At 34.4% G+C, this 25,077-nt stretch carries 23 protein-coding genes and 1 other RNA gene; 21 read left to right on the top strand and 3 right to left on the bottom strand.

The genetic code is table 11. The features are described from left to right. The first annotated feature begins 8 nt into the window (after positions 1 to 8). From NST77_RS11730 to NST77_RS11710, 5 genes are all read left to right on the top strand, one after another. Positions 9 to 707, top strand: coding sequence for a response regulator transcription factor (locus tag NST77_RS11730; RefSeq protein ID WP_095332797.1), 699 nt, complete (start codon positions 9 to 11; stop codon positions 705 to 707). Then, positions 700 to 1,812, top strand: a complete 1,113-nt coding sequence (locus NST77_RS11725) for a HAMP domain-containing sensor histidine kinase (RefSeq protein ID WP_095332897.1) — start codon at positions 700 to 702, stop codon at positions 1,810 to 1,812. Before NST77_RS11730 ends, NST77_RS11725 begins: the two co-directional genes overlap by 8 nt. Before the next feature lie 90 nt (positions 1,813 to 1,902). Next, the gene (gene vanY / locus NST77_RS11720; RefSeq protein ID WP_095332799.1) at positions 1,903 to 2,799 is read left to right on the top strand and encodes a VanY-A/VanY-F/VanY-M family D-Ala-D-Ala carboxypeptidase; all 897 of its coding nucleotides are present in this window, start codon (positions 1,903 to 1,905) and stop codon (positions 2,797 to 2,799) included. A gap of 463 nt (positions 2,800 to 3,262) precedes the next feature. Beyond that, positions 3,263 to 3,562 (top strand): DUF2089 family protein, encoded by a 300-nt coding sequence (locus NST77_RS11715; RefSeq protein WP_095332801.1) that lies wholly within the window; start codon positions 3,263 to 3,265, stop codon positions 3,560 to 3,562. Beyond that, positions 3,562 to 3,849, top strand: a complete 288-nt coding sequence (locus NST77_RS11710; RefSeq protein WP_047941163.1) for a hypothetical protein — start codon at positions 3,562 to 3,564, stop codon at positions 3,847 to 3,849. The genes NST77_RS11715 and NST77_RS11710 overlap by 1 nt, the downstream gene beginning before the upstream one ends. Before the next feature lie 211 nt (positions 3,850 to 4,060). On the opposite strand, the gene NST77_RS11705 is transcribed toward NST77_RS11710, so the two are convergent. Further along, positions 4,061 to 4,291, bottom strand: coding sequence for a spore coat protein (locus NST77_RS11705; protein WP_095332803.1), 231 nt, complete (start codon positions 4,289 to 4,291; stop codon positions 4,061 to 4,063). 325 nt (positions 4,292 to 4,616) lie between these two features. Between NST77_RS11705 and NST77_RS11700 the strand changes: the two genes are divergently transcribed. Further along, positions 4,617 to 5,501, top strand: coding sequence for a patatin-like phospholipase family protein (locus NST77_RS11700; RefSeq protein ID WP_095332804.1), 885 nt, complete (start codon positions 4,617 to 4,619; stop codon positions 5,499 to 5,501). 60 nt (positions 5,502 to 5,561) lie between these two features. On the opposite strand, the gene NST77_RS11695 is transcribed toward NST77_RS11700, so the two are convergent. Both NST77_RS11695 and NST77_RS11690 read right to left on the bottom strand, forming a co-directional pair. Further along, positions 5,562 to 5,951 (bottom strand): SA1362 family protein, encoded by a 390-nt coding sequence (locus tag NST77_RS11695; RefSeq protein WP_235850335.1) that lies wholly within the window; start codon positions 5,949 to 5,951, stop codon positions 5,562 to 5,564. Positions 5,952 to 6,139: 188 nt separating this feature from the next. Further along, positions 6,140 to 7,081: a DUF1385 domain-containing protein gene (locus NST77_RS11690; RefSeq protein ID WP_095332808.1), complete on the bottom strand. Its 942-nt coding sequence runs from the start codon at positions 7,079 to 7,081 to the stop codon at positions 6,140 to 6,142. Positions 7,082 to 7,310: 229 nt separating this feature from the next. Between NST77_RS11690 and NST77_RS11685 the strand changes: the two genes are divergently transcribed. The 15 genes from NST77_RS11685 to yicI all read left to right on the top strand — a co-directional run bounded on the left by NST77_RS11685 (position 7,311) and on the right by yicI (position 25,061). Beyond that, a complete protein-coding gene (locus NST77_RS11685; protein ID WP_123257923.1) occupies positions 7,311 to 7,841 on the top strand; it encodes a YqhR family membrane protein in 531 nt (176 codons plus the stop codon). 252 nt (positions 7,842 to 8,093) lie between these two features. After that, positions 8,094 to 9,155 carry a M24 family metallopeptidase gene (locus tag NST77_RS11680; protein ID WP_095332811.1) on the top strand — a complete coding sequence of 354 codons (1,062 nt, stop codon included), beginning with the start codon at positions 8,094 to 8,096 and terminating at the stop codon, positions 9,153 to 9,155. A gap of 12 nt (positions 9,156 to 9,167) precedes the next feature. Beyond that, positions 9,168 to 9,725, top strand: coding sequence for an elongation factor P (efp, locus tag NST77_RS11675; RefSeq protein WP_047941155.1), 558 nt, complete (start codon positions 9,168 to 9,170; stop codon positions 9,723 to 9,725). Between the two features lie 74 nt (positions 9,726 to 9,799). Continuing rightward, a non-coding RNA gene (ssrS, locus tag NST77_RS11670) (6S RNA) lies at positions 9,800 to 9,991 on the top strand. Between the two features lie 149 nt (positions 9,992 to 10,140). Further along, complete coding sequence (locus tag NST77_RS11665) at positions 10,141 to 10,302, top strand: hypothetical protein (protein ID WP_163186012.1); 162 nt, start codon at positions 10,141 to 10,143, stop codon at positions 10,300 to 10,302. Between the two features lie 42 nt (positions 10,303 to 10,344). Further along, positions 10,345 to 12,576: a glycosyl hydrolase family 95 catalytic domain-containing protein gene (locus NST77_RS11660; RefSeq protein WP_341122994.1), complete on the top strand. Its 2,232-nt coding sequence runs from the start codon at positions 10,345 to 10,347 to the stop codon at positions 12,574 to 12,576. A gap of 112 nt (positions 12,577 to 12,688) precedes the next feature. Further along, positions 12,689 to 14,455 (top strand): cache domain-containing sensor histidine kinase, encoded by a 1,767-nt coding sequence (locus tag NST77_RS11655; RefSeq protein ID WP_163186018.1) that lies wholly within the window; start codon positions 12,689 to 12,691, stop codon positions 14,453 to 14,455. A gap of 12 nt (positions 14,456 to 14,467) precedes the next feature. Further along, on the top strand, positions 14,468 to 15,922 hold the full coding sequence (locus tag NST77_RS11650; RefSeq protein ID WP_095332815.1) for a response regulator transcription factor: 1,455 nt from the start codon (positions 14,468 to 14,470) through the stop codon (positions 15,920 to 15,922). Then, complete coding sequence (locus NST77_RS11645; protein WP_341122993.1) at positions 15,810 to 16,580, top strand: YesL family protein; 771 nt, start codon at positions 15,810 to 15,812, stop codon at positions 16,578 to 16,580. The genes NST77_RS11650 and NST77_RS11645 overlap by 113 nt, the downstream gene beginning before the upstream one ends. Continuing rightward, positions 16,577 to 17,860, top strand: a complete 1,284-nt coding sequence (locus NST77_RS11640; RefSeq protein WP_341122992.1) for a hypothetical protein — start codon at positions 16,577 to 16,579, stop codon at positions 17,858 to 17,860. The genes NST77_RS11645 and NST77_RS11640 overlap by 4 nt, the downstream gene beginning before the upstream one ends. Positions 17,861 to 18,145: 285 nt before the next feature. Next, positions 18,146 to 19,102: an ABC transporter permease gene (locus NST77_RS11635; protein ID WP_095332819.1), complete on the top strand. Its 957-nt coding sequence runs from the start codon at positions 18,146 to 18,148 to the stop codon at positions 19,100 to 19,102. Positions 19,103 to 19,112: 10 nt separating this feature from the next. After that, positions 19,113 to 20,027, top strand: coding sequence for a carbohydrate ABC transporter permease (locus NST77_RS11630; protein ID WP_095332820.1), 915 nt, complete (start codon positions 19,113 to 19,115; stop codon positions 20,025 to 20,027). A gap of 46 nt (positions 20,028 to 20,073) precedes the next feature. Then, positions 20,074 to 21,723, top strand: coding sequence for an ABC transporter substrate-binding protein (locus tag NST77_RS11625; protein WP_341122991.1), 1,650 nt, complete (start codon positions 20,074 to 20,076; stop codon positions 21,721 to 21,723). A gap of 130 nt (positions 21,724 to 21,853) precedes the next feature. Further along, entirely contained in the window at positions 21,854 to 22,768 is a 915-nt protein-coding gene (locus tag NST77_RS11620) for an ROK family protein (RefSeq protein WP_163186035.1), read from the top strand. Next, positions 22,755 to 25,061 carry an alpha-xylosidase gene (yicI, locus tag NST77_RS11615; protein WP_123259228.1) on the top strand — a complete coding sequence of 769 codons (2,307 nt, stop codon included), beginning with the start codon at positions 22,755 to 22,757 and terminating at the stop codon, positions 25,059 to 25,061. Before NST77_RS11620 ends, yicI begins: the two co-directional genes overlap by 14 nt. The last annotated feature ends 16 nt before the right edge of the window (positions 25,062 to 25,077 follow it).

The following is a 25,077-nucleotide window of genomic DNA, read 5'->3' as shown; positions in this document are numbered from 1 at the left end:
TGAAACAGATGAAAACTATTTCGATTTTAATTGCAGATGATGAGGAAGAGATTGCTGATCTGGTTGCAATCCATCTAGAAAAAGAAGGTTACAATTGCGTGAAAGTGCTTAATGGCCAAGATGCAATATTAGCTATCCAGACACGGTCCATTGATTTAGTGATTTTAGACATAATGATGCCGATAATGGATGGATATGACGTAACTCGCCTGATTCGGGAAAAATATAATATGCCTATCATTTTTTTGAGTGCAAAAACTTCTGATTTTGATAAAGTCCATGGATTAGTGATTGGAGCAGATGATTATATGACAAAGCCATTTACTCCCATTGAATTAGTGGCACGTGTAAATGCTCAGTTACGACGATTTATGAAGCTGAATAATCCAATCGCAAGCACTAATAAAACAATCTTGGAATTTGGTGAAATAGTCATTTCACTTGAGCAACGTACTGTATTGCTTCAAGGAGAAACGATTGAACTGACACCGAAAGAGTTTGATATATTACATTTGTTAGCCAGTCATCCGAAAAAAGTTTATAGTGTTGAAAATATCTTTCAAAAAGTATGGGGGGATGCATATTTTGAAGGAGCTAATACGGTAATGGTGCATATACGTACATTGAGGAAGAAGCTTGGAGAAGATAAGCGGAAAAATAAGATTATCAAAACTGTATGGGGAGTGGGGTATGCTTTCAATGGCTAAATTTATGCGCAGTTTTCGTGCTAGAATAACTGCATTATTTGCTGCCAGTATGTTTCTGACAGGTATCATCACTTATTTCATTTATAAAGTGTTACAACTTTACTATCATACGATGGTTCAATATGGTGATTCACTAGTACTACTTCGTCAATTCATCAAAAGTATTGGAGATTTTGCCTTCTTCTTTATATTATTTTTCTGCCTGTCCTTATTGTTTTTTTATATACTCACAAAGCCTTATTCAAATTATTTCAAGGATATATCCAATGGAATTCATTATCTTTCTCATGGGAATTTTAAACATAAAGTAATAATCAACTCAAATGATGAATTTGGAGATATTGGACAAGCAATTAATCTGGCTAGCGAGAAATTAGAAGATGCCATACAAAGAGGCGACTTTTCAGAAAGTAGTAAGGAACAGTTAGTTGTAAATTTGGCTCATGATTTGCGTACTCCCTTAACTTCTATTTTAGGTTATTTAGACTTAATCCTGAAGGATGAGAAGTTGACTAAAGAACAACGGAGGCATTTTTTAACGATTGCTTATACTAAATCCCAGCGTTTGGAAAGATTGATTGATGAATTATTCGAAATTACTAGAATGAACTATGGGATGCTGCCAATTGATAAGAAGGAAATTAATATAAGTGATTTACTTCTTCAATTAAAAGAAGAATTATATCCTGTTTTCGAAAAAAATGATTTGATTGCCCGAATAAATATTCTCCCCCGTTTACTTATTTGGGGAGATGGAGAGTTATTAGCTCGTGTATTTGAAAATCTTTTAACTAATGCTATTCGATATGGATATGATGGCCGGTATGTGGACATTAATGGTTTTGTTGAAGAAAATGTAGTAGTTGTTCAGATTGTGAATTATGGAGATAGTATTCCGGCTGAAGAACACCCTTTTCTTTTTGATATGTTTTATACAGGTGATAAAGCACGAACTCAGCAAGAAAATAGCACAGGCCTTGGTTTATTCATTGCAAAGAATATTGTGGAGCAGCATAATGGTACGATAAAAGCTGAAAGTAATTTGATACGTACTGTGTTTGAAGTACGTTTACCGCAGGAAAATGCTCCAATTGAAATTTTATAAAGAATTTAAGAAAAATTTAAACTTTACCCTACTCTTTTTTTAAAAAGTTGCCCCTATTCTATTATTTATAAGAATAAGGAGGATTTTAAAATGAAGAAGTGGGGATGTTTATTGTTATTATTAATAGGTGTGTTTTTTTTCTTTGTCTATAAAGAATCTCCTCTTTCAGATAAAATAGTGATTCAAAAAAACAGTGGATATTTAGACAATCGTGCTAACGATGAGGGTTTACGAAAAATAAAGATTTCAAGAGAAATGGTCTTTCAAGGAAATTTGCTTCTGATTAATAAAGAATTTCCGGTTCATCAAGAGAGTATAAAGTCAGATGTTGTCGAGTTATTCAGACATAAAGAATGGACACAGGGATTTGTGCTGTTCGATAATAAAATTAAATTGTCTAAGGAGGTACTCCATAAATTCTCAGAGATGATAGCTGCCGCTAAAAAGGAAGGGGTTAATCATTTTCTAATCAGTAGTGGCTTTCGAGACTTTGAGGAGCAAAATGTTCTGTATCATGATATGGGGGCAGACTATGCTTTGCCGGCAGGCTATAGCGAACATAATTTAGGTTTATCACTTGATGTAGGATCTACACAAATGAAGATGGAGGCAGCACCTGAAGGTAAATGGTTAGAGAATAACGCTTGGAGATATGGCTTTATATTACGTTATCCCAAGGATAAAACAGAAGTTACTGGAATTCAATATGAACCTTGGCACATTCGCTATGTTGGATTGCCGCATAGTGCAATTATGGCGGAAAAGGATTTAGTTTTAGAAGAATACTTAGCTTATTTAAAAGAAGAAAGAAACATTTCTATTACGCTAAATGAGAAAAAATATGATGTCTCTTATTATCCACTCGCAAAAACTACGGATATTCATGTACCAGACAATCTTCACTATGAGCTATCAGGCAACAATATAGATGGTGTTATAGTGACAGTATTTAATGGGGAAACAAATCCTTCTCAGATGGATAGATGAGGGGGATGCAAAATGTGATTAATCCCAAAACTGAATTACATGTAAAAGAAGGCTGTGAAATGCACAGTCTCTCAGATTATAGACAAACTCTTTGAAATTTGAGGTTTTGCCTATGGTCTTTTTTTATGACCTCTTCTAATAAGGTATTTATTTCCGCTACAGGGGTTCGCTTTCCTTGGGTCGAGCGCCGAGCCGCTTCGTCTCATACGCTCCTGCAGGGTCTCAGACTTTCTATCAGCCCATAGGAGTCTCACCCCTTCCGCTCCAATTATTGGTAGAGAAAGTAATGATTTAAAGTAATAACTTCTTTCATTCTTAAATAAAACTCTAAAAAACTTAACTAAATTATCATAAAAATTAAAGTGTAGATATAAAATGTTTTTAATAAAATTAATATTTTGTTTTATTTTATTAAAAAATATGTTAAACTAATTTTGTGATAAATAGAAAGGAGTGAGGTTGTGTGGATATAAAAGATGTGCCAAACTGGATTTTAACATTAGAAATTGAAGATCTTGAATTTATCAAGAAGTTTATTCTAACTTCAGGATCGTTAAAAGAAATTGCCAAAATCTATGAGGTTTCCTATCCAACAGTGAGACTTAAACTTGATCGTTTAATAGATAAAATTAAAATGAATGATGTCTTGGAAAACGAAGAGTTTATTAAATTTATCAAGGGCCTCTCAATTGATGATCGTATAAGTGTGGAAGATGCAAAATTAATTATTGAAAAATATAAAAAAGAAAGGAATGAGAAATAATGGATATAGATTTTTATGGTGTTTTTATTACTGCTGGTATTTTAGCTGTTCAGTTCTTCTTTTCAACTAGAAACAGCATTTACTGGGGAGCAGTTTTACCTTTACTTTATATTGGATTTGTTACATGGATGCTGGCAACAGATCGAATCGAAAGTTTTATTGCATACATCCTTATTCTGTTATTAGGAAGTTTATTTCTTCTTGCAGAATGGAGTGGCGGAAGAAAATATCTTCACGAAAAAAGAAGAAAAGAATTAGATAAAATGAAATCTCATGATATGAAATAGCGAAAGCTTAGTAAAGGTACTTCTGAACTATGTATATTGGTCACGAATAAATACCTAAACAATAATGTAATGGAACTTACATATTATTGTTTAGGTTTATTTCTATTGCGATAGTGAATTCTTCTTTTTAACAAATTCGCAAATGATTGCTAGATTAAGTTATGATTTATACTGTTTTCACCATACATACACTATAGGGAACAACCGGTTTTTAATAAAAACCAAATGGCGGAACGCCAAAGCCGAAACCAAATGGTGGATAACCCCATCCTCCAACAAATGCTGGACTAAGCAATGCACCAGTTGCAAATCCGCCTAATAATCCTAGTCCAAATCCAAATCCTGGTCTTCCAAAACCAAACCCTGGTCTTCCGAATCCTGGTCTTCCAAAGCCAGGTCGAATTCTTCGTAGGTCATTTGTATAAATGTATTGATTTTGCATAACATTTCCTCCTCTTTGTATTTTTGTTTTAACACATATCCTTAAAACAAACTTCATCTTTTTATTAGCTTTTTTGCAAGGGAAAGTGCCTAGATTTTTCTGCTTTCGAAATAGTGTATGTTTCTCAGCGCTATTTTGCTTGATACAAATGCCTAACAAGCATACGGCAATTTTATAATTTAGCTAAAAAGATGCTTATAAAACCACTAACTTTTAACTTGTCTTCTGTACTATTTTTCACTTTGTAATACTAAATTTGAGGTAGGGAGGTGTAGGGATTCCATCTATATCTTTCGTCTTAACCGCTTTTAAAAGGAGTGATTATATGTATATAGACGGGGTATTTTCTGGCGGGGGAATTAAGGGGCTGGCATTAGTAGGCGCCTATGAGGTAGTGGAACAGCGTGGCTTTCAGTTTGCTAGACTAGCAGGAACAAGTGCTGGTTCCATTATTGCAGCCCTAATTGCTGCAGGCTATACAAGCAGAGAGATAGCAAAGCTACTTGAAGAATTGGATTTAAATTCGTTTTTAGATGAAAGAAAGTTATTCATACCCTTTCCCCTTGCAAAATGGTTCTTTCTCTATTGGAAATTAGGACTATATAAAGGGGAGGAATTAGAAAAATGGATAGAAGAAAAATTAGCAGCAAAAGGATTAAGAACTTTTGCGGATATTCCTCATCAAACATTACGTTTTGTCGCTTCAGATATTACAAATGGCGTATTAATGATCCTGCCAGATGATTTACCGAAATATGGTATCAATCCTCAGACATTTTCCATTGCAAAGGCTATTCGAATGAGTTGCAGTCTTCCTTATTTTTTTGAACCAGTGATAATCGGCAATAAGGCAAATAAAAATGTCGTTGTCGATGGCGGTGTATTAAGTAATTTTCCAATGTGGTTATTTGATCAAGAAAATGTATTGAAAACACGACCGGTATTAGGGATTAAGTTAAGTCATAATATCACGGAGCATCCAAAGCATAAAATCACAAATGCCATAGATTTATTTGCAGCAATGTTTGAAACAATGAAAGACGCTCATGATTCGAGATATATTTCGCGTAAACATGAGAAAAATATCATCTTTGTTCCAACTGAAGGGGTTTTAGCAACAGAATTTGCGCTTACGAAAGAGGATCAAGCGAAGTTAATACAACTAGGGAGAGATTGTGCCATGAAATTTTTTAAATCATGGGCTTATTAAATAGTTCTTTAAAGAGGTGTATCGCTATTGATAAGAATGTTAAAAAGAAGAATCGAGCCTTTATAAGGAAGCTCGATTCTTCTTTTTGCTCTTCTTGCCTTCAATAACAGTCAAATGAGCAGTGCTTTTACTTCTTTTATGCTTATTTGCTTTTATGGAAGAGGTTTTTGTTGATTGTTGTTGTCCAGAAGATGATCTGTCTTTTGTCTGTAGCCTTTTCTTTGATTGCTTTGCAGCTTTTAGAAAAGCTTTTTGCTCTCTTTTTTGGGGACTAGATGTACTTAAATGGCGATAAATGAACCATATAATGCCACCGACAGCAACCATCACAACAATGTTTAGAAAAAATCCACTAGGATTCTTAATTAAATTTACAGTTAGACCAATGAAAGCAAGGAAAATGATACTTCCAAATAAAATAAGTGAAAATCGGTTCTTCAAAAAAGCCACCTCCCTAAAAGCATGATGAGCATTTTTTCTAACTTTTAAACTATTAATAAGAAAAGTTTATTCAAAAAAGGTTAAATTGTTCACTTGAAAAAGTTTTCAGAAAAAAGATTTTTCGTATTGGTAGGGATAATACCCATTAAAAAAGGGATAATCCCTTTTTAAAGATAATACCCATTACTTCTATTTATTCAATCATTTGTTGTTGATAATTGTGCTTCAGTTTCTTCCTCGCGTCTTTTTAATTCATTGAAGGAAAGTATCGCTACTTCTACTTGATCATCACTTGGTTCTTTTGTCGTTAATAATTGCAGCCATAGTCCAGGTAAACCAAGATATTTTAACACAGGAACGTCTCTTAATTTATTCGTGATTTGAAGTACTTCAAATGAAATCCCGATAACTACTGGAATTAAAGCAATTCGGATTAATACTCTTTCTAATAGATTTTCTGGATAGAAGAATAGATAAAGAAATAAACCAACTATTACGGTAAAAAGGATAAAGCTTGATCCACAGCGATAATGTAATCTAGAAGCTGCTTGCACATTTTGCACAGTCAAGTCTTTCCCATTTTCATATGCGTTAATTACTTTATGTTCAGCTCCATGATACTGAAATACCCTTTTTATAATGGGAGTGAGGGAAACAAAGTAAATATATCCAAGTAAAAGAATTAGTTTAAACAAGCTTTCTAACAATATTTGGGCAACATGACCAGAAATGATAGGCATAAATAAAGCTGCTAAAAAGGTTGGAATAAGCGTGAAAATGAATTTTCCGAATAGAAAGGATAGGACTCCGAGAACAGCTACCCCTAAAATCATCGATAATTTAGAAGGTTCTTGTTCTTCTAATTTATAATCTTCAGAAGGATCTAAATCAAATCTGTCTGTTGAGAAATTTAAATGTTTTGTTCCATTTCCACTCGATTCAATAATGGCAATAAGCCCTCTTAAAAATGGAATTTTTTTTAATCTTGTAAGCTTTTCATTATACGTTCTTGGAAGATGAAAGTAATCTACAGACTGATCTTTTCGTCTAATCGCGGTGACATAATGATGTTTACCACCAAACATTACACCTTCTACAACAGCTTGGCCTCCGTATAATGGTTTTTGTTCACTTGACATGTATAATTACACCAACCTCAGGATAAATTAGGTGAAAACAACAAGCTTCCTATAAAAGGGAAGAATATGAAGGTTGTAAATTCCCCTATTACTATATTACTAAAAAATTCAAAAAACCACTAGCAGGACATTCCTTTCTTTCATATTACTTTGTTCAAAAAGATGTTAAAGAGATATTTTGCAAGGAAAGAAAAGGAATGGGACATACTAATATTCGGAGGTGGACAGGATGGGTAATCAACAAGATTCACATGAAAAAGAAAGACCAATGTCTTTTATTTCATTAGTAATTTGGACAGGAATGTTTGGCGGAATATTCTGGACGTTTATCGGTTACATAGGATATATTTTTAATTTTACCGAATTACGCCCTAATTTTATTTTAGAACCTTGGGCGATTGGGAGCTGGAAATATGGATGGCTTGGAACGATCATAAGCTTCATTGCCATAGGTTTTTTCTCCACTGGAGCAGCCTTTGCCTATTATTTAATATTAAGAAAATTTAAAACCATTTACATTGGCATGGGGTACGGTATTGCTTTGTTTGTTTGTGTTTTTGTTATTTTAAATCCCCTTTTTCCAAGTATGGCACCTTTTTTGGAATTAAAAAGAGATACAATCATTTCGTCAGTTTGTTTATACGTTTTATATGGGGTATTTGTGGGAACTTCAATCTCTTATGAAGAAAGTGAAATTCAGTTGAAAAAATATAAAGACAAAAAAGCAGTTACGAATATGACAGGGAACGAAGGGGATTAAACCTATAGAATATTGAAAAGGGCAAACGAACTCTGATTTTTTCAGTTTTTTAAGATGTTTTTTGGATCAGCTAGTTAGGGTAACTAAAATCTCTGTTTACATGCAATTTTGCCTGTATTCTACCTGTATTTATGTTAAACTAATTAACATGAGTGTACTTTTTTCATCATTCAGATTTTTACCTTGTCTAGAATAGGGAAGGCTGAACTGTGAGCCTCTAGAAAGTGTATAAACTAAGGGAGAGGATTATAAATGGAGAAACTGAAAAGAATAAGAGAAGCGCTGACAGAAGTTGGGGCAGAAGGTATTTTAATAACAAGTACCTATAATAGACGCTATGTAAGCAATTTTACAGGTTCTGCTGGAGCAGTCTTAATCAGTGGCGAAAAAGCGTTATTCATTACAGATTTTCGTTATGTAGAGCAAGCTGGGAATCAATGTATTGGTTTTGAAATCGTCCAGCATAAAGGAGCAATTTTGCAAGAGGTTGCTACTCAAGCAGAGAAATTAGGAATCAAGAAATTGGCATTCGAACAAGATTATACGACTTTTACTCAGTATAAGGAGTTAGAAACAGTAGTAAAAGGTGAATTAGTGCCTGTTTCAGGAATTATTGAAAAGTTACGCTTGATTAAGACAAATGAAGAGATTAAGATATTAAAGGAAGCTGCTAAGATTGCTGACGCTGCTTTCACCCATATTCTTGATTTCATCAAGGTCGGGAAAACAGAATTGGAAGTTTCGAATGAATTAGAGTTTTTTATGAGAAAATTAGGCGCCACTTCATCTTCCTTTGATACTATTGTTGCATCAGGAAAAAGATCTGCATTGCCGCATGGTGTAGCATCCGATAAAGTGATTGAAGCTGGTGATTTCATTACATTAGATTATGGTGCGTATTATAATGGATATGTATCTGATATTACGAGAACGATCGCTGTCGGTAACCCAGATGAGAAATTAAAAGAAATCTATGATATTGTTTTAAAAGCTCAACTTAAGGGTATGGAAGGCATTAAACCAGGTATGACTGGTGTCGAAGCAGATGCACTTACGCGTGATTACATAACTGAAAAAGGATATGGAGAGTATTTTGGACATACAACCGGACATGGAATAGGGTTAGAAGTACATGAAGGACCGAACCTGTCCTTCCGAAATAGTGCTCCATTAGAACCAGGTATGGTAGTAACAGTAGAACCAGGAATTTATATTCCAGGTCTAGGTGGAGTGCGTATTGAAGATGATACAATTATAACCGAAGATCATAATGAAGCTTTAACCCATTCAACGAAAGAATTGATTATTTTATAGGAGGATTACTGCATGATATCAGTAAACGATTTTAAAACAGGTTTAACAATTGAGGTAGACGGAGGAATTTGGCGCGTACTGGATTTCCAACACGTTAAACCTGGTAAGGGTGCAGCTTTTGTTCGTTCCAAATTAAAGAATTTACGTACAGGTGCTGTTCAAGAAAAAACTTTTAGAGCTGGGGAAAAAGTGGCGAAAGCACAAATTGATAACCGTAAAATGCAATATTTATATGCAAATGGTGACCAGCATGTATTCATGGATGTTGAATCTTATGACCAAATTGAACTTCCTGAGGCTGTTATTGAATATGAATTAAAATTCTTAAAAGAAAATATGGAAGTCCATATTATGATGTACCAATCAGAAACATTAGGGGTAGAATTACCAAATACAGTTGAATTAGAAGTTACCGAAACAGAACCAGGTATTAAAGGGGATACTGCTTCTGGGGGTACTAAACCCGCTGTAATGGAGACAGGGCTAACTGTTCAAGTTCCTTTCTTCGTTAACCAAGGTGATCGTTTAATCATTAATACATCTGAAGCAAGTTACGTTTCACGCGCGTAAACAGGCAGGGAAATCAGAGGATATACTTTATTTTCCATTTGCTTTTCTTTCCATAATCATGTATGATAAAAACATAGAAGCTGCGTTGTACGTTATCGTATGAAGTTTCAACCTTTATCGATAATTAGGGAGTTCTATATTAAAGCAGGATCAGCAGGCCTAATGCCATTTGTCATTAGGACATATGATGAGAGCTTTTGCGAACACCCACCTGGTGGAGCAGGTTTTGAAACTCCATACATCAAAGCGGCAAATGCGGCAAAAAGAAGGAAACCATTGGTTTCCTTCTTTTTTTATTTTAATCGATCGTAGAAACCACTAATTTTTCTATTTTTATAACTAATATTTACAGCTATTTTTAATAGCATAATTGTTATTATTAAAATATGTAAGCGCAATCATAAGTGTGAAAGGATTGATTCTTTATCAAAAAAACTATAAGGTGCATATTGCAAATGATCAATCAAGCGGCTGCAGAATGCTTAGTGATACTATTCATCCCGTAGGTGCAGAAGTATTGGCGACCTACTGGGAGACAGAACCAAAGCTGTGTAAAAAAATATCTGGTTCATTATAGATCATCGAAATAGCTTACTTTAAAGATAGGGGATAGTTAATGATGACAAAATTAATTAATCGTACCATAGCTGATCGTTGGGAAGATGGCCTATTAATTGGAAATGGAAAGATTGGGCTGGCACTATATGGAAATCCACATATAACTTATTTGGATTTTACAGTTCAAGACCTATTTCTAAAAGGTAATCAAATGCAAAAGCTACCATATTTAGCTCCCTATCTGGAAGAACTTCGCTCCATTATAGATATGCAAGGCTATAGGGAAGGAATTAGATATTTTTATGAGAGAGCCCAAGAACAAGGCTATAAGGGTTTAACGATGAGTGATCCTTTTATACCAGCTGCTAGGTTCCTTATAGAGATAAAACAAGCATCAATAGAAAATTATCAGAGGATCACTGATTTTCAAAATGGAATGATTCAAGTAACTTATGATTCTTCAATAGGAGGCAAGGTAGAAGAAACCTTATTTGCCTCCAAAAAGGAAAATTGTATTTTTGGTAAAATTAAAAGTGAAAAACCGTTAACTGGAAGCATTATTCCGGTTAATTGGAAAGAAATAAAAATGGAAGAGAAGATAACTGTCGCAGCGAATGGCAAGTTAAAATGGGAACATAGATATCAAGATCAAACTGGCTATGATGTAATCTGGTCTATCGATTCCACTGATGGGAGAATCATCTCTAAAAGAGATAGCCTGATGTTTCATGATTCTACCACCATTTATTTTACAATCCAATGCGTTGAAAAAAACAGAGAGGAAAGACAAGTCCGTTGTTATGAAAAGGCAGTTATTGAACACAAAAAAAGTTTTTCAAAAAAATTTAATGCTGTCAAACTTTTATTAACGGATGAACAAGGAACTATTTATCTTGAAGAAGTTCTTTCAGAAATGAGAACTAGAAAACAAATAACACCAGTATTTATGCAGCTTTTTTATCAAGCATCACGATATATCATTCAATCAATGGCAAATGGAATTCCGACATTGCAGGGAATCTGGTCGGGAACCTTACATCCTGCTTGGAGTGGTGATTATACATTTGATACAAATGTCCAGCTGGCTATTTCATCATTAGCAAGCAGTGGCTATTTTGCAGAATATCGCAGCTTTTTTGAACGATTAAAAAAGTATTATCCAGATTTTAGAGAAAATGCGCAATCCTACTATGGATGTCATGGATTTTTGGTACCTGCACATGCCAGTACTACAGCAAAACATGTACATTGGAATGAAGAATGGCCGCTCATTTTTTGGATATCAGGAGCCGGTTGGCTCGCTTATTTTTATCATGAATATTGGCATTATACAAAAGATGCAGCTTTTTTGAAACATGAATGCATCCCTTTTTATGAAGAAGTGCTGGCATTTTATTTAGACTTTGCACAGTGTAAAGAAGGAAAACTTCGTTTGTCCCCAAGCTATTCAGCTGAAAATGGAATGGGAGACAATACAACAATGGATATTGCGATTGTTAAGAGTGTGTTAAAGTACTATATTGAGGCGAAAACCTGCTTGGGTGAAGAAGTGGCAAAGATTTATAAGCAATTTTATAAACAAATCCCACCTTATCGTTTGTTAGAGGATGGTGGTATAGCGGAATGGCTAGATCCAAGAACAGTAGAAAATGATAATCATCGTCATTTTTCCAATTTGTATCCGCTTTTCCAAACAAAAGAGATAAATCAAGATACACCGGAATTATGGGAATCTGCAAAAATAGCTTTTAGAAAACGAATGGATTCTTGGTTAAATAATATAGAAGGCGATACAACATCTTCCCATGGGAGAATGCACGCAGCAATGTGTGCGATTAGTTTAGAGCAAACAAAAGAAGTAACAGAATCTTTAGAAGCACTGGTGTTGGAAAACGCATTTATGGATTCATTGGCAACTGCCCATTATCGAGATAAAAATATATTTAATGTAGATGCGAATGGTTCTTTGCCGAAAGTAATTCATGATTGCCTAATTTATTCGGAACATGAGGATAGTAGTGTCACGATCTTAAAGACGGTCCCTTACTTTTTAAGCAGAGGAAAGGCTACTGGTATTTGTTTACCCGATAATTTTTATGTCCAAGCTTTAGAATGGGATATAGAAAAGGGTGATGTTTCTATCACTTTAGAACAAAAGGAAAATCGCTTTCCAAATCTGAATTTAGGTAATCAATATCATGTGAAAAAGGAGACCACGCATCTAAAACAGTTAAATAAAAATATGTGGCAATATACTTGGACTTGTACTTTTGATACATGGGAAAAAAGATAAGTCTTTGAATAGTACTTGCTAGAAGATGTTATTAACAATGCAATAACGAATTAGACACGGATATCGTCTTCATCTAAAAAATAGTGCTGTCTAAGTAAAGAGGCGATGAAAGATGCGTAGTAAATTTATACCTATAAAAAGAAGATTGATGCTTATGTTCTTAAGTGTAGTTATCCCAATATTTATTGTAGGGATTTATTTAACAATAAATATAAGGCAGGATATGATTAAGTCTCGAGAAAGAGATATACTAGTTGAAACCGAAAGAGTAAGGAAGGGGTTAGAAGATAATTTCACTTCCATTATCCAAATATCAGATTGGATATATCAGGATGAAGGCTTGGAAGAGCTTGTAACAAAAAGGTATGCCAATCCAAAGGAAATGATTGAAGGGTATAATGAATTCACTTTATTTGATTATTTTCTTAGGTATCATAGTAATTTAGCTAATATTCGATTTTTTGTAAATAATAAATCATTTATGACCAATTCGAACTTCGTTTTTGCTGATGAACAAATAAAAGAGATGAATTGGTATGAAATGGCTCTAGAGGGAAAAGGAAAGATTTATTGGTGTAATCTAGTAGACCCAGTAACAGAGAAACCTTTTTTGGCATTAGTCAGAAGTGTGTATAACTTGGAAAATCAGTTTCTAGGTATTCTTGCCATTTATGTAGATGAGTTATCGTTAATGGATATATTAAATTCGGCAACAATTGATAACGCTTTACTATTAGACAAAGAGCTAACGAATTTTCAATATACAAACCATACACCGAAAAACTACTTAACAAAACAATTGCAAAACAAAATGAAAAATCACCCAATAAATGTTGGGGAGACATATTCCATTGAAATGAAAGAAACAAAACCATTTATATTTTATGGGCAAATGTTAGATTTGCCCAAGTCCATTACGAATCATTTTCAAGTAGTGACAGTAATGAATAATCAAGAAATATTGAACGAAGTAAATAAAATAATGATAAAGAGCTATACAATTATTGGTCTTGTTATGTTACTAGTATTATTTGTTATTAAAAGATATACAAGTTCTATGGATAGAAGGATATTACAATTAAAAGATTCTATGCATAAAGTGGCAAACGGTGATTTTGATATCCCGATAACGATTGATGGCAATGATGAAATAAGAGATATCTATATTCAGCTTTATACAACAATGGAAAGCCTAAGAGATCTATTGCATAAAAATTATCAGCATCAATTACAAGAAAAAAGCTGGCAGCTGCAGCAGAAGGAGTCGGAATTTAAATTATTGGCGAGTCAAATTAATCCACACTTTCTTTATAATACATTAGAAATGATACGGATGAGAGCATTAAAGAATAAGGATAAAGAAGTATCGGAAAGTGTAAAAATTTTAAGCAAACTATTAAGAAGATCCCTTGAAAATAATCAGCAGAAATATGTGAAATTAAGTGAGGAAATTGATTTTTTACTGCTTTATCTGCGAATTCAGCAGCTTCGCTTTGGAAATAGAATTAGATATGAAATTACATCAGATGTAAATACAGCACAATATAATATTCTTCCCCTTATCTTACAGCCTATTGTTGAAAATGCATTTGTGCATGGGATTGAAGAAAAAGTAGAAAGTGGGCTTATTCTAATAAATATTGTGCAAATGGAAGAAGCTATTCATATTTTTATTCAAGATGATGGCAAAGGCATATCGAAAGAAAAATTAATCGAAATTCAACAAATATTACATAAAGAGAAAATAGGAAACCGCATTGGCTTGAATAATGTGAACGAAAGAATAAAAAGAATGTATGGAAAAAAATACGGACTAACAATAACTAGTACAGAAGGGAAGGGAACGATTGTTAAAGTTACCATCCCAATAAAAGCATAGGGGGCGTATAAAATGAAAAAAGTACTAATTGTTGATGACGAGCCGGTAATTAGAGAGGGACTACCTTATATTATTGATTGGCAGGAATATGGATTTGAAATTGTTGGTGCTGCTCAAAATGGGAAAGAAGGAATAAAACTAATTAATGAATACCAGCCTGATTTAGTAATAACAGATATACGAATGCCTGAGATGGACGGGTTAGAAATGATACAGACTGCCCAAAAGAGAGGAGAAACTTTTTATTCTATTATTCTATCAGGATATTCAGAATTTACTTATGCTCAAAAAGCCATTCGCTTAGGAACAGTATCATATTTGTTAAAACCAATAGATGAAGATGAATTAACAGATATATTGTTAGGGATACGCAAAGAAGTAGATAAACAGAAAGGGACGAATAATGATATCTACAATCTTCTAAGGAAAAATATTTTTGAAGGAGATTTTAAGCCCTGTACGCTTGAATATCGTTTAGCTTGTTTAATTCGTTTTCCAAACCAATCAATAGCAAGGGAATTTCAGACAAGAATAAGGGAGAATAAAAACGTTCTTTGCTATTTATTCACACACGATGATTATACGTATGCTTTGACGCTAATTTTAGATGATTTTGATTTAGATACCGTGGAAAAGGAACTACTGTCTATAGCCAGTCAAGAAGGTGAAGTTATACTTCAGTCTTCATGGCAAAATAAAAGCAGTCATTTGAAGCAGCTATATAAAGAGATAAGAAAGTTAAAGGATATTACCTTTTCTTATGCCAACTTAGGGGTTATTTCAAATGAAAGGATAAAAAGTTTACAAGCTAAAACTCATTTTACAGGAAATATACCAGAGCAGCTGTTAAAGGATATTTTGTATGATGGAGATCTTGCAAATTCTTTATTTAAATATAAGGAAAACTTCCGTTATCATCCCCTCCATGAAAATGAAATCAAATGGAATGTCAGTAAGGAGTTACAAAGTGTTGTAAATAACGTGATAGATACTATTAACCCAACAGATAGAGAGCGCTTGCAGGAAGTGGCGAATACTGCTGAAAGGAGTATTGCAAGAAGTAGGACGATGGAACAGTTAATGAAGGAAATGGAAAATAGTTATCGTGTGTTACAGCAAATTGTGAATGAAAGCTTTAATAGAATTAATACGATCCAAGAAATAGAAAGATATACACAAAAACACTATAAGGAAGATTTAAATCTAAAAATTATATCAGAGCACTTTAATTATAACAACGCTTACATCGGCAAGAAATTCAAAAAAGAAACAGGAAAAAGCTATTCTCAATATTTAGATGAAATACGAATGGGCAAAGCAAAACAACTACTAAAAGATTCTAATTTGATGATTTATGAGATTGCAGAAAGAACAGGTTATGCTAATTTGGACTATTTTTATAAAAAGTTTAAGCGACACTGTGGCATGTCACCAAATGAATACCGAAAATTACAAGGCAATGGGTGAAGCGATGAACAGTAGGCAGCTTTATCATATTCTAAATTACATATCCACTTTCTTTCTTTTGAATCTATGTTTTGTATTCAGTAATATATTATTCTTTACTGCTTTACTAATTTTTCCATTTTCCCTAGAAAATATTATGCTGTTTTATATATCACTTCTCCCTATGGGAGCAAGTCTCACTGCCCTTTTCTCAACTAACGGACGATTGTTAAGAGAAGGTGGTATTACTCCAGTAAGAGATTTTTTCATGGATTATAAAACAAATTTTAAACTCAGTTTTATTTATTGGTTTATACAGTTAACCATCCTTTTTATCTTATTTATTGATTTTTTTTATATGCTACAAAAAAATAATTTAATACTGGCTTGTGTAGTTGCTATTCTTTTAGCAATCGTCTTTATCACCACAAGTATTGGTCTTAGTGTATTAAGCCGATTTGAAAGTAATATGAAAACACTATTAAAAACAGGACCATTTATATTGTTGCGATTTCCAGGAAAAGCATTTTTACACTTGTCCACTTCTGTTATTCTTATTGTTTTTTTTTACTATGTCCCCGCTGTATCCTTTTTATTTGCTTTTAGCCTGTTCGGCTTTATTTTAATGTATTATACAAATCCGGTGCTGTATCAGCTAGAGAAGGAGTTAAAAAAATGAAAACCAGTCCAAAAAACTATCTATATATTTTTATCCCTTTCGTAATGTGTCTGTTGGTAAGTTGCAATCAGGAAAGTGAACATGCTTCTCCCAAACAAAGCAGCATAAACTTAAAAAACATCGAGCAGGCAAGTGAGTTGCATATTAAACAACAGGACAGTTCGATAAAACTCAGCAAAGAAGGAAGTGATTGGACTGTAAAGGAACAGACTTTCCAAGATGATATGGCAAATCAATTTGTGCTAGCTTTTTCAAATATGAGAGGAGATAAAGTGAAAGAGCAGAATGAAATGGATTTATTATTCGAGGTGGCAGCAGATCAATCACAAATGAAGTTATATAAAAAGAAAAATCAATATTATTTAGTGAGACAAAACCAAACCTATCAGCTTTATAATGTTCCAAATCTTGTGAAATACTATTCGCCGGTCATTTTTTCGGAAAAGAAGGCATTTCCGCTAGAAGCAGATCAGATAAAAAAAATTGAATTTCGGGGAGAGCGAGATCATTATTCCTTGAGTAAACAAACTGATTATTCATCTGTAGAAAAGGCCCCCTTTATAAGTGGATGGTTTCTTCATGACTATTATTCACACGACTATTCAGTGGAATACAAAAAAATGGATGAAATCTTATCTACACTTACACATTTAAAAGTATCAGATCCATCAAATGAAATCGATCAAAGTAAGCTGATCAATTGGAAGGAGATTATTATTCAAGAAGAGGGCAAGGAATATACTTTAAAATTGTTAAAGGATGAAAATAATCAATACTATGCTACCGTTAATAAAGAAAGAAATTTGTTTGTCGTTCCAAAAGGGCAAATCGAAAATTTAGTAAATCGCCCTTTTTCTATTATCGATAAGTTTCTGTGCCTTATTATGGCAGATGCTTTGAACAAGTGGACAATTGAAGGCAAACAATCAGAGCAGATAACTGCTATCCATCGACTTAATAGTACATCAGATAAGATTATTTCTACCTTTCAATTGAATAATAGCAATATAGATGAAGCAGACTTTCGAAATTTATATCAATATATTGCTGTACTATCTGCAAATAAGGAATATAAAGGAGAAGCATTAGAAAAGAAACCTTATTTGAAAATGGCGTATGAGTTTGCGTCTGACGGAAGAGAACATAGTCGAAAACTAGAATTTTATCCTTTGAAAACAAATAATAACATGTTTGCTATTAAAGAGAATGGCAATATTGATTTTGTTATCAAAAAAGACCAATTAGTAACGATGCTTAAGCAAGTTAATGAATTTGATTAATCGAGCAATTAGATGGCTGAAATTCTTTCATATAAGGTAGTTTAGAAATATATCCAATAGACAAATTGGTAGCAGTACTTCTAGAAGATAAATTTGCATCTTATCAAAGTGCTCATTCAGCCATGAGCACTTTTGGTTTATTTTAAAGAATATATCAATAAATTAAACGCTTTCAAAACACTATTTTTTACTACTTACTACACTAAGAATTACTATTAAAAATGAAAGCGTATCCAATTATACTTTATTTATAAAGAAGTTACTTTAGATAGGGAGTGGGGAGAGATGGAGATAGCACCTCTTGTTAAGCAAGAAAAAAAGCCCCAAAAGGAGAAAAAAATAACCTGGAAAAAGCTGAAAGATCAAAAAGTACTTATCATCATGGCACTACCCTTGGTAATTTGGCTTATCATTTTTTGTTATCTACCTCTTTTTGGATGGATTATGGCTTTTCAAGATTATAAGCCAGCATTAGGAGTACTAGAATCTCCATGGGTTGGTCTCAAGCATTTTAAAGCGCTGTTTGAGGATGAATTATTTTATCGGGCATTAATTAATACATTGGGTATGGGTGGATTAGGAATTGTTTTTGGAACCGCAAGCTCAATTGCTTTGGCTCTCTTATTAAATGAGCTGCGATTCACAAGATTTAAGAAATTTACACAGACCGTATCATATCTTCCGCATTTTGTATCGTGGGTAATTGTAGCAAACATTGTAACTACCATGCTTTCAACAAATGGAGCATTGAATGAATTATTATTGTCCCTCCATATCATTGATACCCCAATACAATTTATGAGTGATCCCAATAAGTTTTGGTATATTGTCACATTCTCTGATGTTTGGAAAGAGATGGGGTGGAATGCCATTATTTATCTCGCCGCAATGGTGAGTATCGATAAAGAAATGTATGAAGCAGCTTGGGTAGATGGAGCAAGTCGCTTTAAACAAATGATCCACATTACACTTCCATCTATCAAACCTATTATCCTTATATTACTAATTTTGAGTATTGGCAATCTTATTAATATTGGATTTGAAAAACAAATGCTGCTTGGAAATAATATCGTAGCAGATAAAGCGCTTGTACTGGACAAGTATGCTCTTGATTACGGTATTGGTATGTTTAGATATTCCTATGGTACAGCAATAGGAATTTTTAAATCAGTCGTTAGTATTATTCTTATCTTTATATTTAATAATATTGCCAAAAAATCAGGAAATGGCGGACTTATGTAAGGAGGCTAAAATGACAAATTTATTCAGGAAGAAAAAGAGCATAAATCGACCTACTGGCTTTGATTTAGTCATTGGAGCAATAATGATTATCATCATTATCGCCACACTCTATCCATTTTTAAATGTTCTAGCTATTTCATTAAATGATTCAGTGGATACAGCTAAAGGTGGATTGCGCATTTTGCCAAGGGAATTTACTTTTGCAAACTATATAGAAATCTTCAGCAATAATGATCAACTGCTGTTAGCCTTTACCAATTCTGTTTTAAGAACAGTCATTGGTACTATAGCAGGAGTTTTATGTACATGTGTGATGGCTTATGTCATTAGCCGAAAAGACTTCATCTTTCGAAAACATCTTACAACATTATTGATCGTTACGATGTATGTCAGCGGCGGACTAATCCCTGGATATATTTTAATTCGCAATTTAGGATTGATTAACAGTTTTGCTGTCTATATTATTCCAGCATTACTAAGTGCTTTTAATGTAATCGTTATAAGATCCTTTATTGATAGTTTACCAGATGCACTGGAAGAATCAGCAAAAATAGACGGAGCAAATGACTTTGTTATATTTTACAAGATTATTATGCCGTTATGCATTCCAGCGATTGCCACAATAGCTCTTTTTATCGCTGTTGGTCAATGGAATAGCTGGTTCGATACCTATTTATATGCGAGGGGGAATGTTAATCTAACAACACTACAATATGAATTAATGAAGATTTTAGACAATGCTAGTGCACAATCAACGGGAAATGTCAGTAATTCAGCTATGGAGCAATTAAATGCAGGAAAAACTACTCCAGAATCTATTAAGATGGCAATCACTATTATTGCTACTGTACCAATATTGCTAGTATATCCATTTCTGCAAAAATATTTTGTTTCAGGATTAACATTAGGAGCAGTGAAAAATTAATCAGCTAGGTTAGCCTATTTTGCTTATTATTAGGAGGGATTTTTTTATGAAATGGAAGAAAATGATAATGGCAGGTTCGGTGTTATCGGCAAGTCTGTTACTTGCAGCTTGTAATAAAGCTGTTGATTCAGAAAAAGAGAAAGATGGAGACATAACAACCTTAACGTTTTTTAGTGCGGATTTAACGAAGGATGACAAATTTGATAATCCGGTTGCTAAAGAAATTACCAAAAAAACAGGGGTAAAGTTAGAAATTTCTCATCCGGTTGGTGGCGATACACAAGCAGTTCCTTTAATGATTGCTAGCGGCGATTATCCTGACTTAATTTTTGGCAAAGGCGATCTTAATAAATTAATTGATGCTGGAGCTGTTATCCCATTAGATGAACTGATTGAAGACAAAGGGGATAATTTGAAAGCTCTGTATGGTGATCAACTAGTCCGCCTAAAGAACAATACAGAAGATCCGCAGATTTACCATGTGGGTACAGGCGGCATGACGAATACAGTATTAAATCCTAGCGGAACATTTAAAATACAATTAGAAGTATTAAAAGAATTAGGCTATCCAGAGATTAAAACTTTAGAAGATTACGAGAATGCTTTAAAAGCTTATAAAGAAAAGTATCCGCAAATCAATGGACAAGATACGATTGGCTTATCTTTATTAGGTAGTGACTGGAGATGGCTCATTACAGTAGGAAACCCAGCAGGATATGCATCTGGATATCAGGATGATGGGCAATGGCTGGTGGATGAAAGTACAGGCGAGACAAGATATAAATTCCAAGATGAGAAAGTAAAAGAGTACTTTAAATGGCTCAACCATATGTATGATGAAGGATTAGTAGATCCAGAGAGTTTTACTCAAAAATATGACACATACATTGCAAAAATATCTTCGGGCCGTGTCATAGGTTTAGCGGATCAAAATTGGGATATAAATGATGGAATTGCGGCTCTTAAAGCAGATGGACAGTCGTGGAGAACTTATGCACCACTTCCTGTGACATTAGAAGAAGGTATTTTACAGCCAGATACAAAAGACTATGGATATACAGGCACGGTTGGTGTTTCCATTTCCTCTACAAGTAAACAACAAGAAAAGGCTTTTGGATTTTTAGACTGGATGGCGTCAGAAGAAGCACAAATCTTAGTTAACTGGGGGATAGAAGGAGAAAACTATGAAATCAAGGATGGAAAACGTGTTGCGACCGATATTAAAGAATCGCAAACCGATCCTAATTATTCCCTTAAAACCGGAGTCGGGAACTATATTTACCCGTTTCCACAATGGGGAACAGGAGCAGTTGACTCCACTGGGCAACCAATATCAAGGTCTGATACGAAAGAATTAGCCATGTCGAATTATACGGAGGAAGAAAAAGAGGTTATAAGTAGTTATGGTCATGAAGTGTGGGCAGATTTCTTCCCATCTCCAGTTGAACTAGGTCAGACAAAGCATGGTCGTGCTTATGAAATAGCTATTCCAGCAAGCAGTGATTTGACAGTGATTCAACAAAAGGCAGACGACTACACAACACAAGCAATTACTGATATTATCATTTCCCCTCCAAGTGAGTTTGAACAGAAATGGTCAGAAATGCAAACAAAATTAAAGGAGATGGGGATTGACAAAGCTAGTTCGGATATGACTGGATTAGTAAAAGATCGAATGAAGTTATGGGCGAATTAAAGATTTACTTTTTTGGGTGAAACATCTGAGGAAATAAAAACTATTTCTTCTTAAAACGACTCTGTTGGAACAAAGCAGAATAGTTTTTCCTATCTTTCTAATGTTTCATCCCTTTAAGGGGAGATTGGTTATGGCTGTGATAAGTTTTGATGTAGGTGGAACATTTGTGAAATATGGACTAATTGAACGCTCTAACATTGTCCAAAAGGGCAAATTCAAAACAGATAGACATGACAAAGAAAGTTTTCTATCTAGTTTGACTGCAAAAATAGTAGATTTGAGCCTATTAGCATCTATTAAAGGGATAGGTATAAGCTTTCCTGGATTTATAGATTCAGTAAATGGAGTTCCTATTCTAGCAGGTGCAATTACTTCTATTAATGGAGTAGATATAGTAAACGAATTAAAGAAAAGATTAACAATAGATTGTCCAATCTATATAGAAAATGATGCGAATTGCGCCGCGCTAGCAGAAAAGTATAACGGTGCAGCAATCGATATTAATGACTTTATTCTCTTAACACTGGGGACTGGAGTTGGCGGCGCGATTTACTATCAGAACCAAACAATAAAGGGCCACTCTTATCGAGCTGGTGAATTAGGCATGATGCTTACAGATTATGGGAGATTCCCAAATAAAACACTTCATGAGTTAGCATCCACAAGCGCACTTATTAGCCTTTATAAGGGAAAATATGGACTCCCACCTGAAGCGGAAATAGCTGGCGAAGAAATATTTTCTTTAGCAACAGATCATAAAGTAAAAGAGATAATTAGAGAGTGGTGCAAGTACGTTGCAGTAGCGATATTTAATTCTGTCGTTATTTTCAATCCCGAAAAGGTCCTAATTGGTGGCGGCATAAGTCAAAATCCTGCACTATATTCTTATATAAAGGAGGCATTAAACACAATACCATACTGGCAAGATTTCATGGTACCTGTACAAATATGTAAGCATTATAATGATTCGGGCTTATGGGGGGCATATATTTTAGTTGAAAACCATTTAAAGCAAGGGGAGTGTGAAAGGAATGAAATTTCTTAATGGCGGATGGTTAGTTAAAGACGGTTTTGAAGTGAACTATGCTACACATGTGTATTCGACAAGACAATCAAAAAATATCTTAACTTTATATGCTCCTTTTTCCTATATAAATCATAAAGGGGCAACATTAGATGGAGGGATGATGACTGTTGAACTATTCACTCCACATCCAGATATAATTGGTGTCAGAATGTACCATTATAAAGGAACAAAAAAGCTTGAGCCGCATTTTGTTATCAATAAAAAAGAAATTGTTCCAGATATTTCAGAATCGGAATCTACCTATTCTTTTGTTGCCGGGGATTTAAGTGCCATTGTGACAAAGGGAGAAACCTTTACGATTACTTTTAAATATAAGGGACGAATTCTTACAGAAAGCAATCCGAGAAGTAAAGGATATATTAAAGATCCACAGGGAGATTACCATATCAGCGAACAATTGTCTATTGGTGTAGGAGAGAACATTTATGGTTTAGGGGAACGGTTTACCCATTTTGTGAAAAACGGGCAAACAGTCGAAATTTGGAATGCGGATGGTGGGACTGGTACGGAACAGGCATATAAAAATATTCCATTCTACGTAAGCAACAATGGGTATGGTGTATTTGTGAATACTCCAGGCAAAGCTAGTTTTGAAATTGGAAGTGAAAAGGTTTCGAAGGTGCAATTTAGCGTACCTGGTGAAATGATGGAATATTATGTTATTGGTGGCGGAGATCTAAAGCAAGTGTTAGAAAATTATACTGACTTGACAGGGAAACCATCAATGCCACCCGCATGGTCCTTTGGTCTTTGGTTAAGCACTTCCTTTTTAACTGATTATGATGAGAAAACAGTTACTTCTTTTGTTGATGGAATGGCAGAGCATGATATTCCTTTAGAAGTTTTTCATTTTGATTGTTTATGGATGAAAGAATATGAATGGTGTAATTTTACTTGGGATCAAGATATCTTTCCAGAACCTGAAAAGATGTTAGCGAGGTTAAAAGCGAAAGGATTAAAAATCTGTGTGTGGATTAATCCGTATATTGGCCAAAAGTCACCTTTATTTGATGAAGGGATGGCAAAAGGCTACTTCTTAACAAAAGCTAATGGTGATATTTGGCAATGGGATAAGTGGCAAGCAGGAATGGCAATTGTGGATTTTACCAATCCTGCGGCTGTGAAGTGGTATCAGTCCCAGTTAACCTCTTTGCTTGATATGGGAGTCGACTCTTTTAAGACAGACTTTGGCGAACGAATACCAATAGATTGCGTTTATTATGACGGGTCTGATCCGGAAAGAATGCATAATTACTATGCCTATTTGTATAACGAAGTAGTTTATAACCTTTTAGTAGAGGTGCGCGGAAAAGAAGAAGCAGTAGTATTTGCCAGGTCTGCATCCGTTGGTTCGCAAAAGTTTCCGGTACATTGGGGTGGGGATAATACTTCTGATTATCCATCAATGGCTGAGACGCTTCGGGCAGGGTTATCTTTTGGTCTTGGCGGTTTTGGTTATTGGAGTCATGATATCTCAGGATTTGAGGCAGGAGCAACGCCAGATATTTATAAAAGATGGACGCAGTTTGGTTTATTATCTTCCCACAGCCGCTATCACGGAAGCTGGGAGTATAAAGTGCCTTGGATGTATGGAGAAGAGGCAGTGGAGGTTACACGCACCTTTACAAAATTGAAACTGAGTTTAATGCCATATTTAATTGCTCAATCTGTATATACTGCAGAAAAAGGGATACCTATGATGAGACCAATGGTTTTAGAGTTCCCAGATGATATATCCACTCATACTTTAGATCGTCAATACATGCTCGGAGATAATCTATTAGTAGCACCAATTTTTAGAGAAGACGGCAAAGTTAATTTTTATGTCCCAGAGATAAAAGGTGTTTGGACCAATTATTTAACAGGAGAATTATATGAAGGTGGTCATTGGTATGAGCAATCGTATGATTATTTTACACTGCCGTTATTGGTCCGCCCAAATAGCATTATTATCGAAGGAAGCTGCAAGGAACAAGCAGTATATGATTATACGGAAAAGCCGAAGATTCACGTATTTGATTTACATGAAAACCAACTCCTTTCAGCTGCAATATATAGCAAAGATGGGGAAAAACAAGCGAATGTCATGGTATCGAAAAAGCACGGGCGGTATGAAATAGAGGTTACTGGCATAAATAAATATGAAATTATTTTACATGGAGTAACGGATATTCCTCCAGCCCCAGAAGTGAAGGTAGAAAATAATTCCACCCGGATTATTTCATCAAAACAAAAATGGACACTTGGCTAAACGAGTAGAAGGGTTA

Source organism: Niallia sp. FSL W8-0177 (assembly GCF_038006285.1).
In the GTDB taxonomy this organism is placed as follows: domain Bacteria; phylum Bacillota; class Bacilli; order Bacillales; family Cytobacillaceae; genus Niallia; species Niallia circulans_A.
Note: the sequence above shows the minus strand (reverse complement) of the source record. Positions and strands in the feature narration are given on the sequence as shown.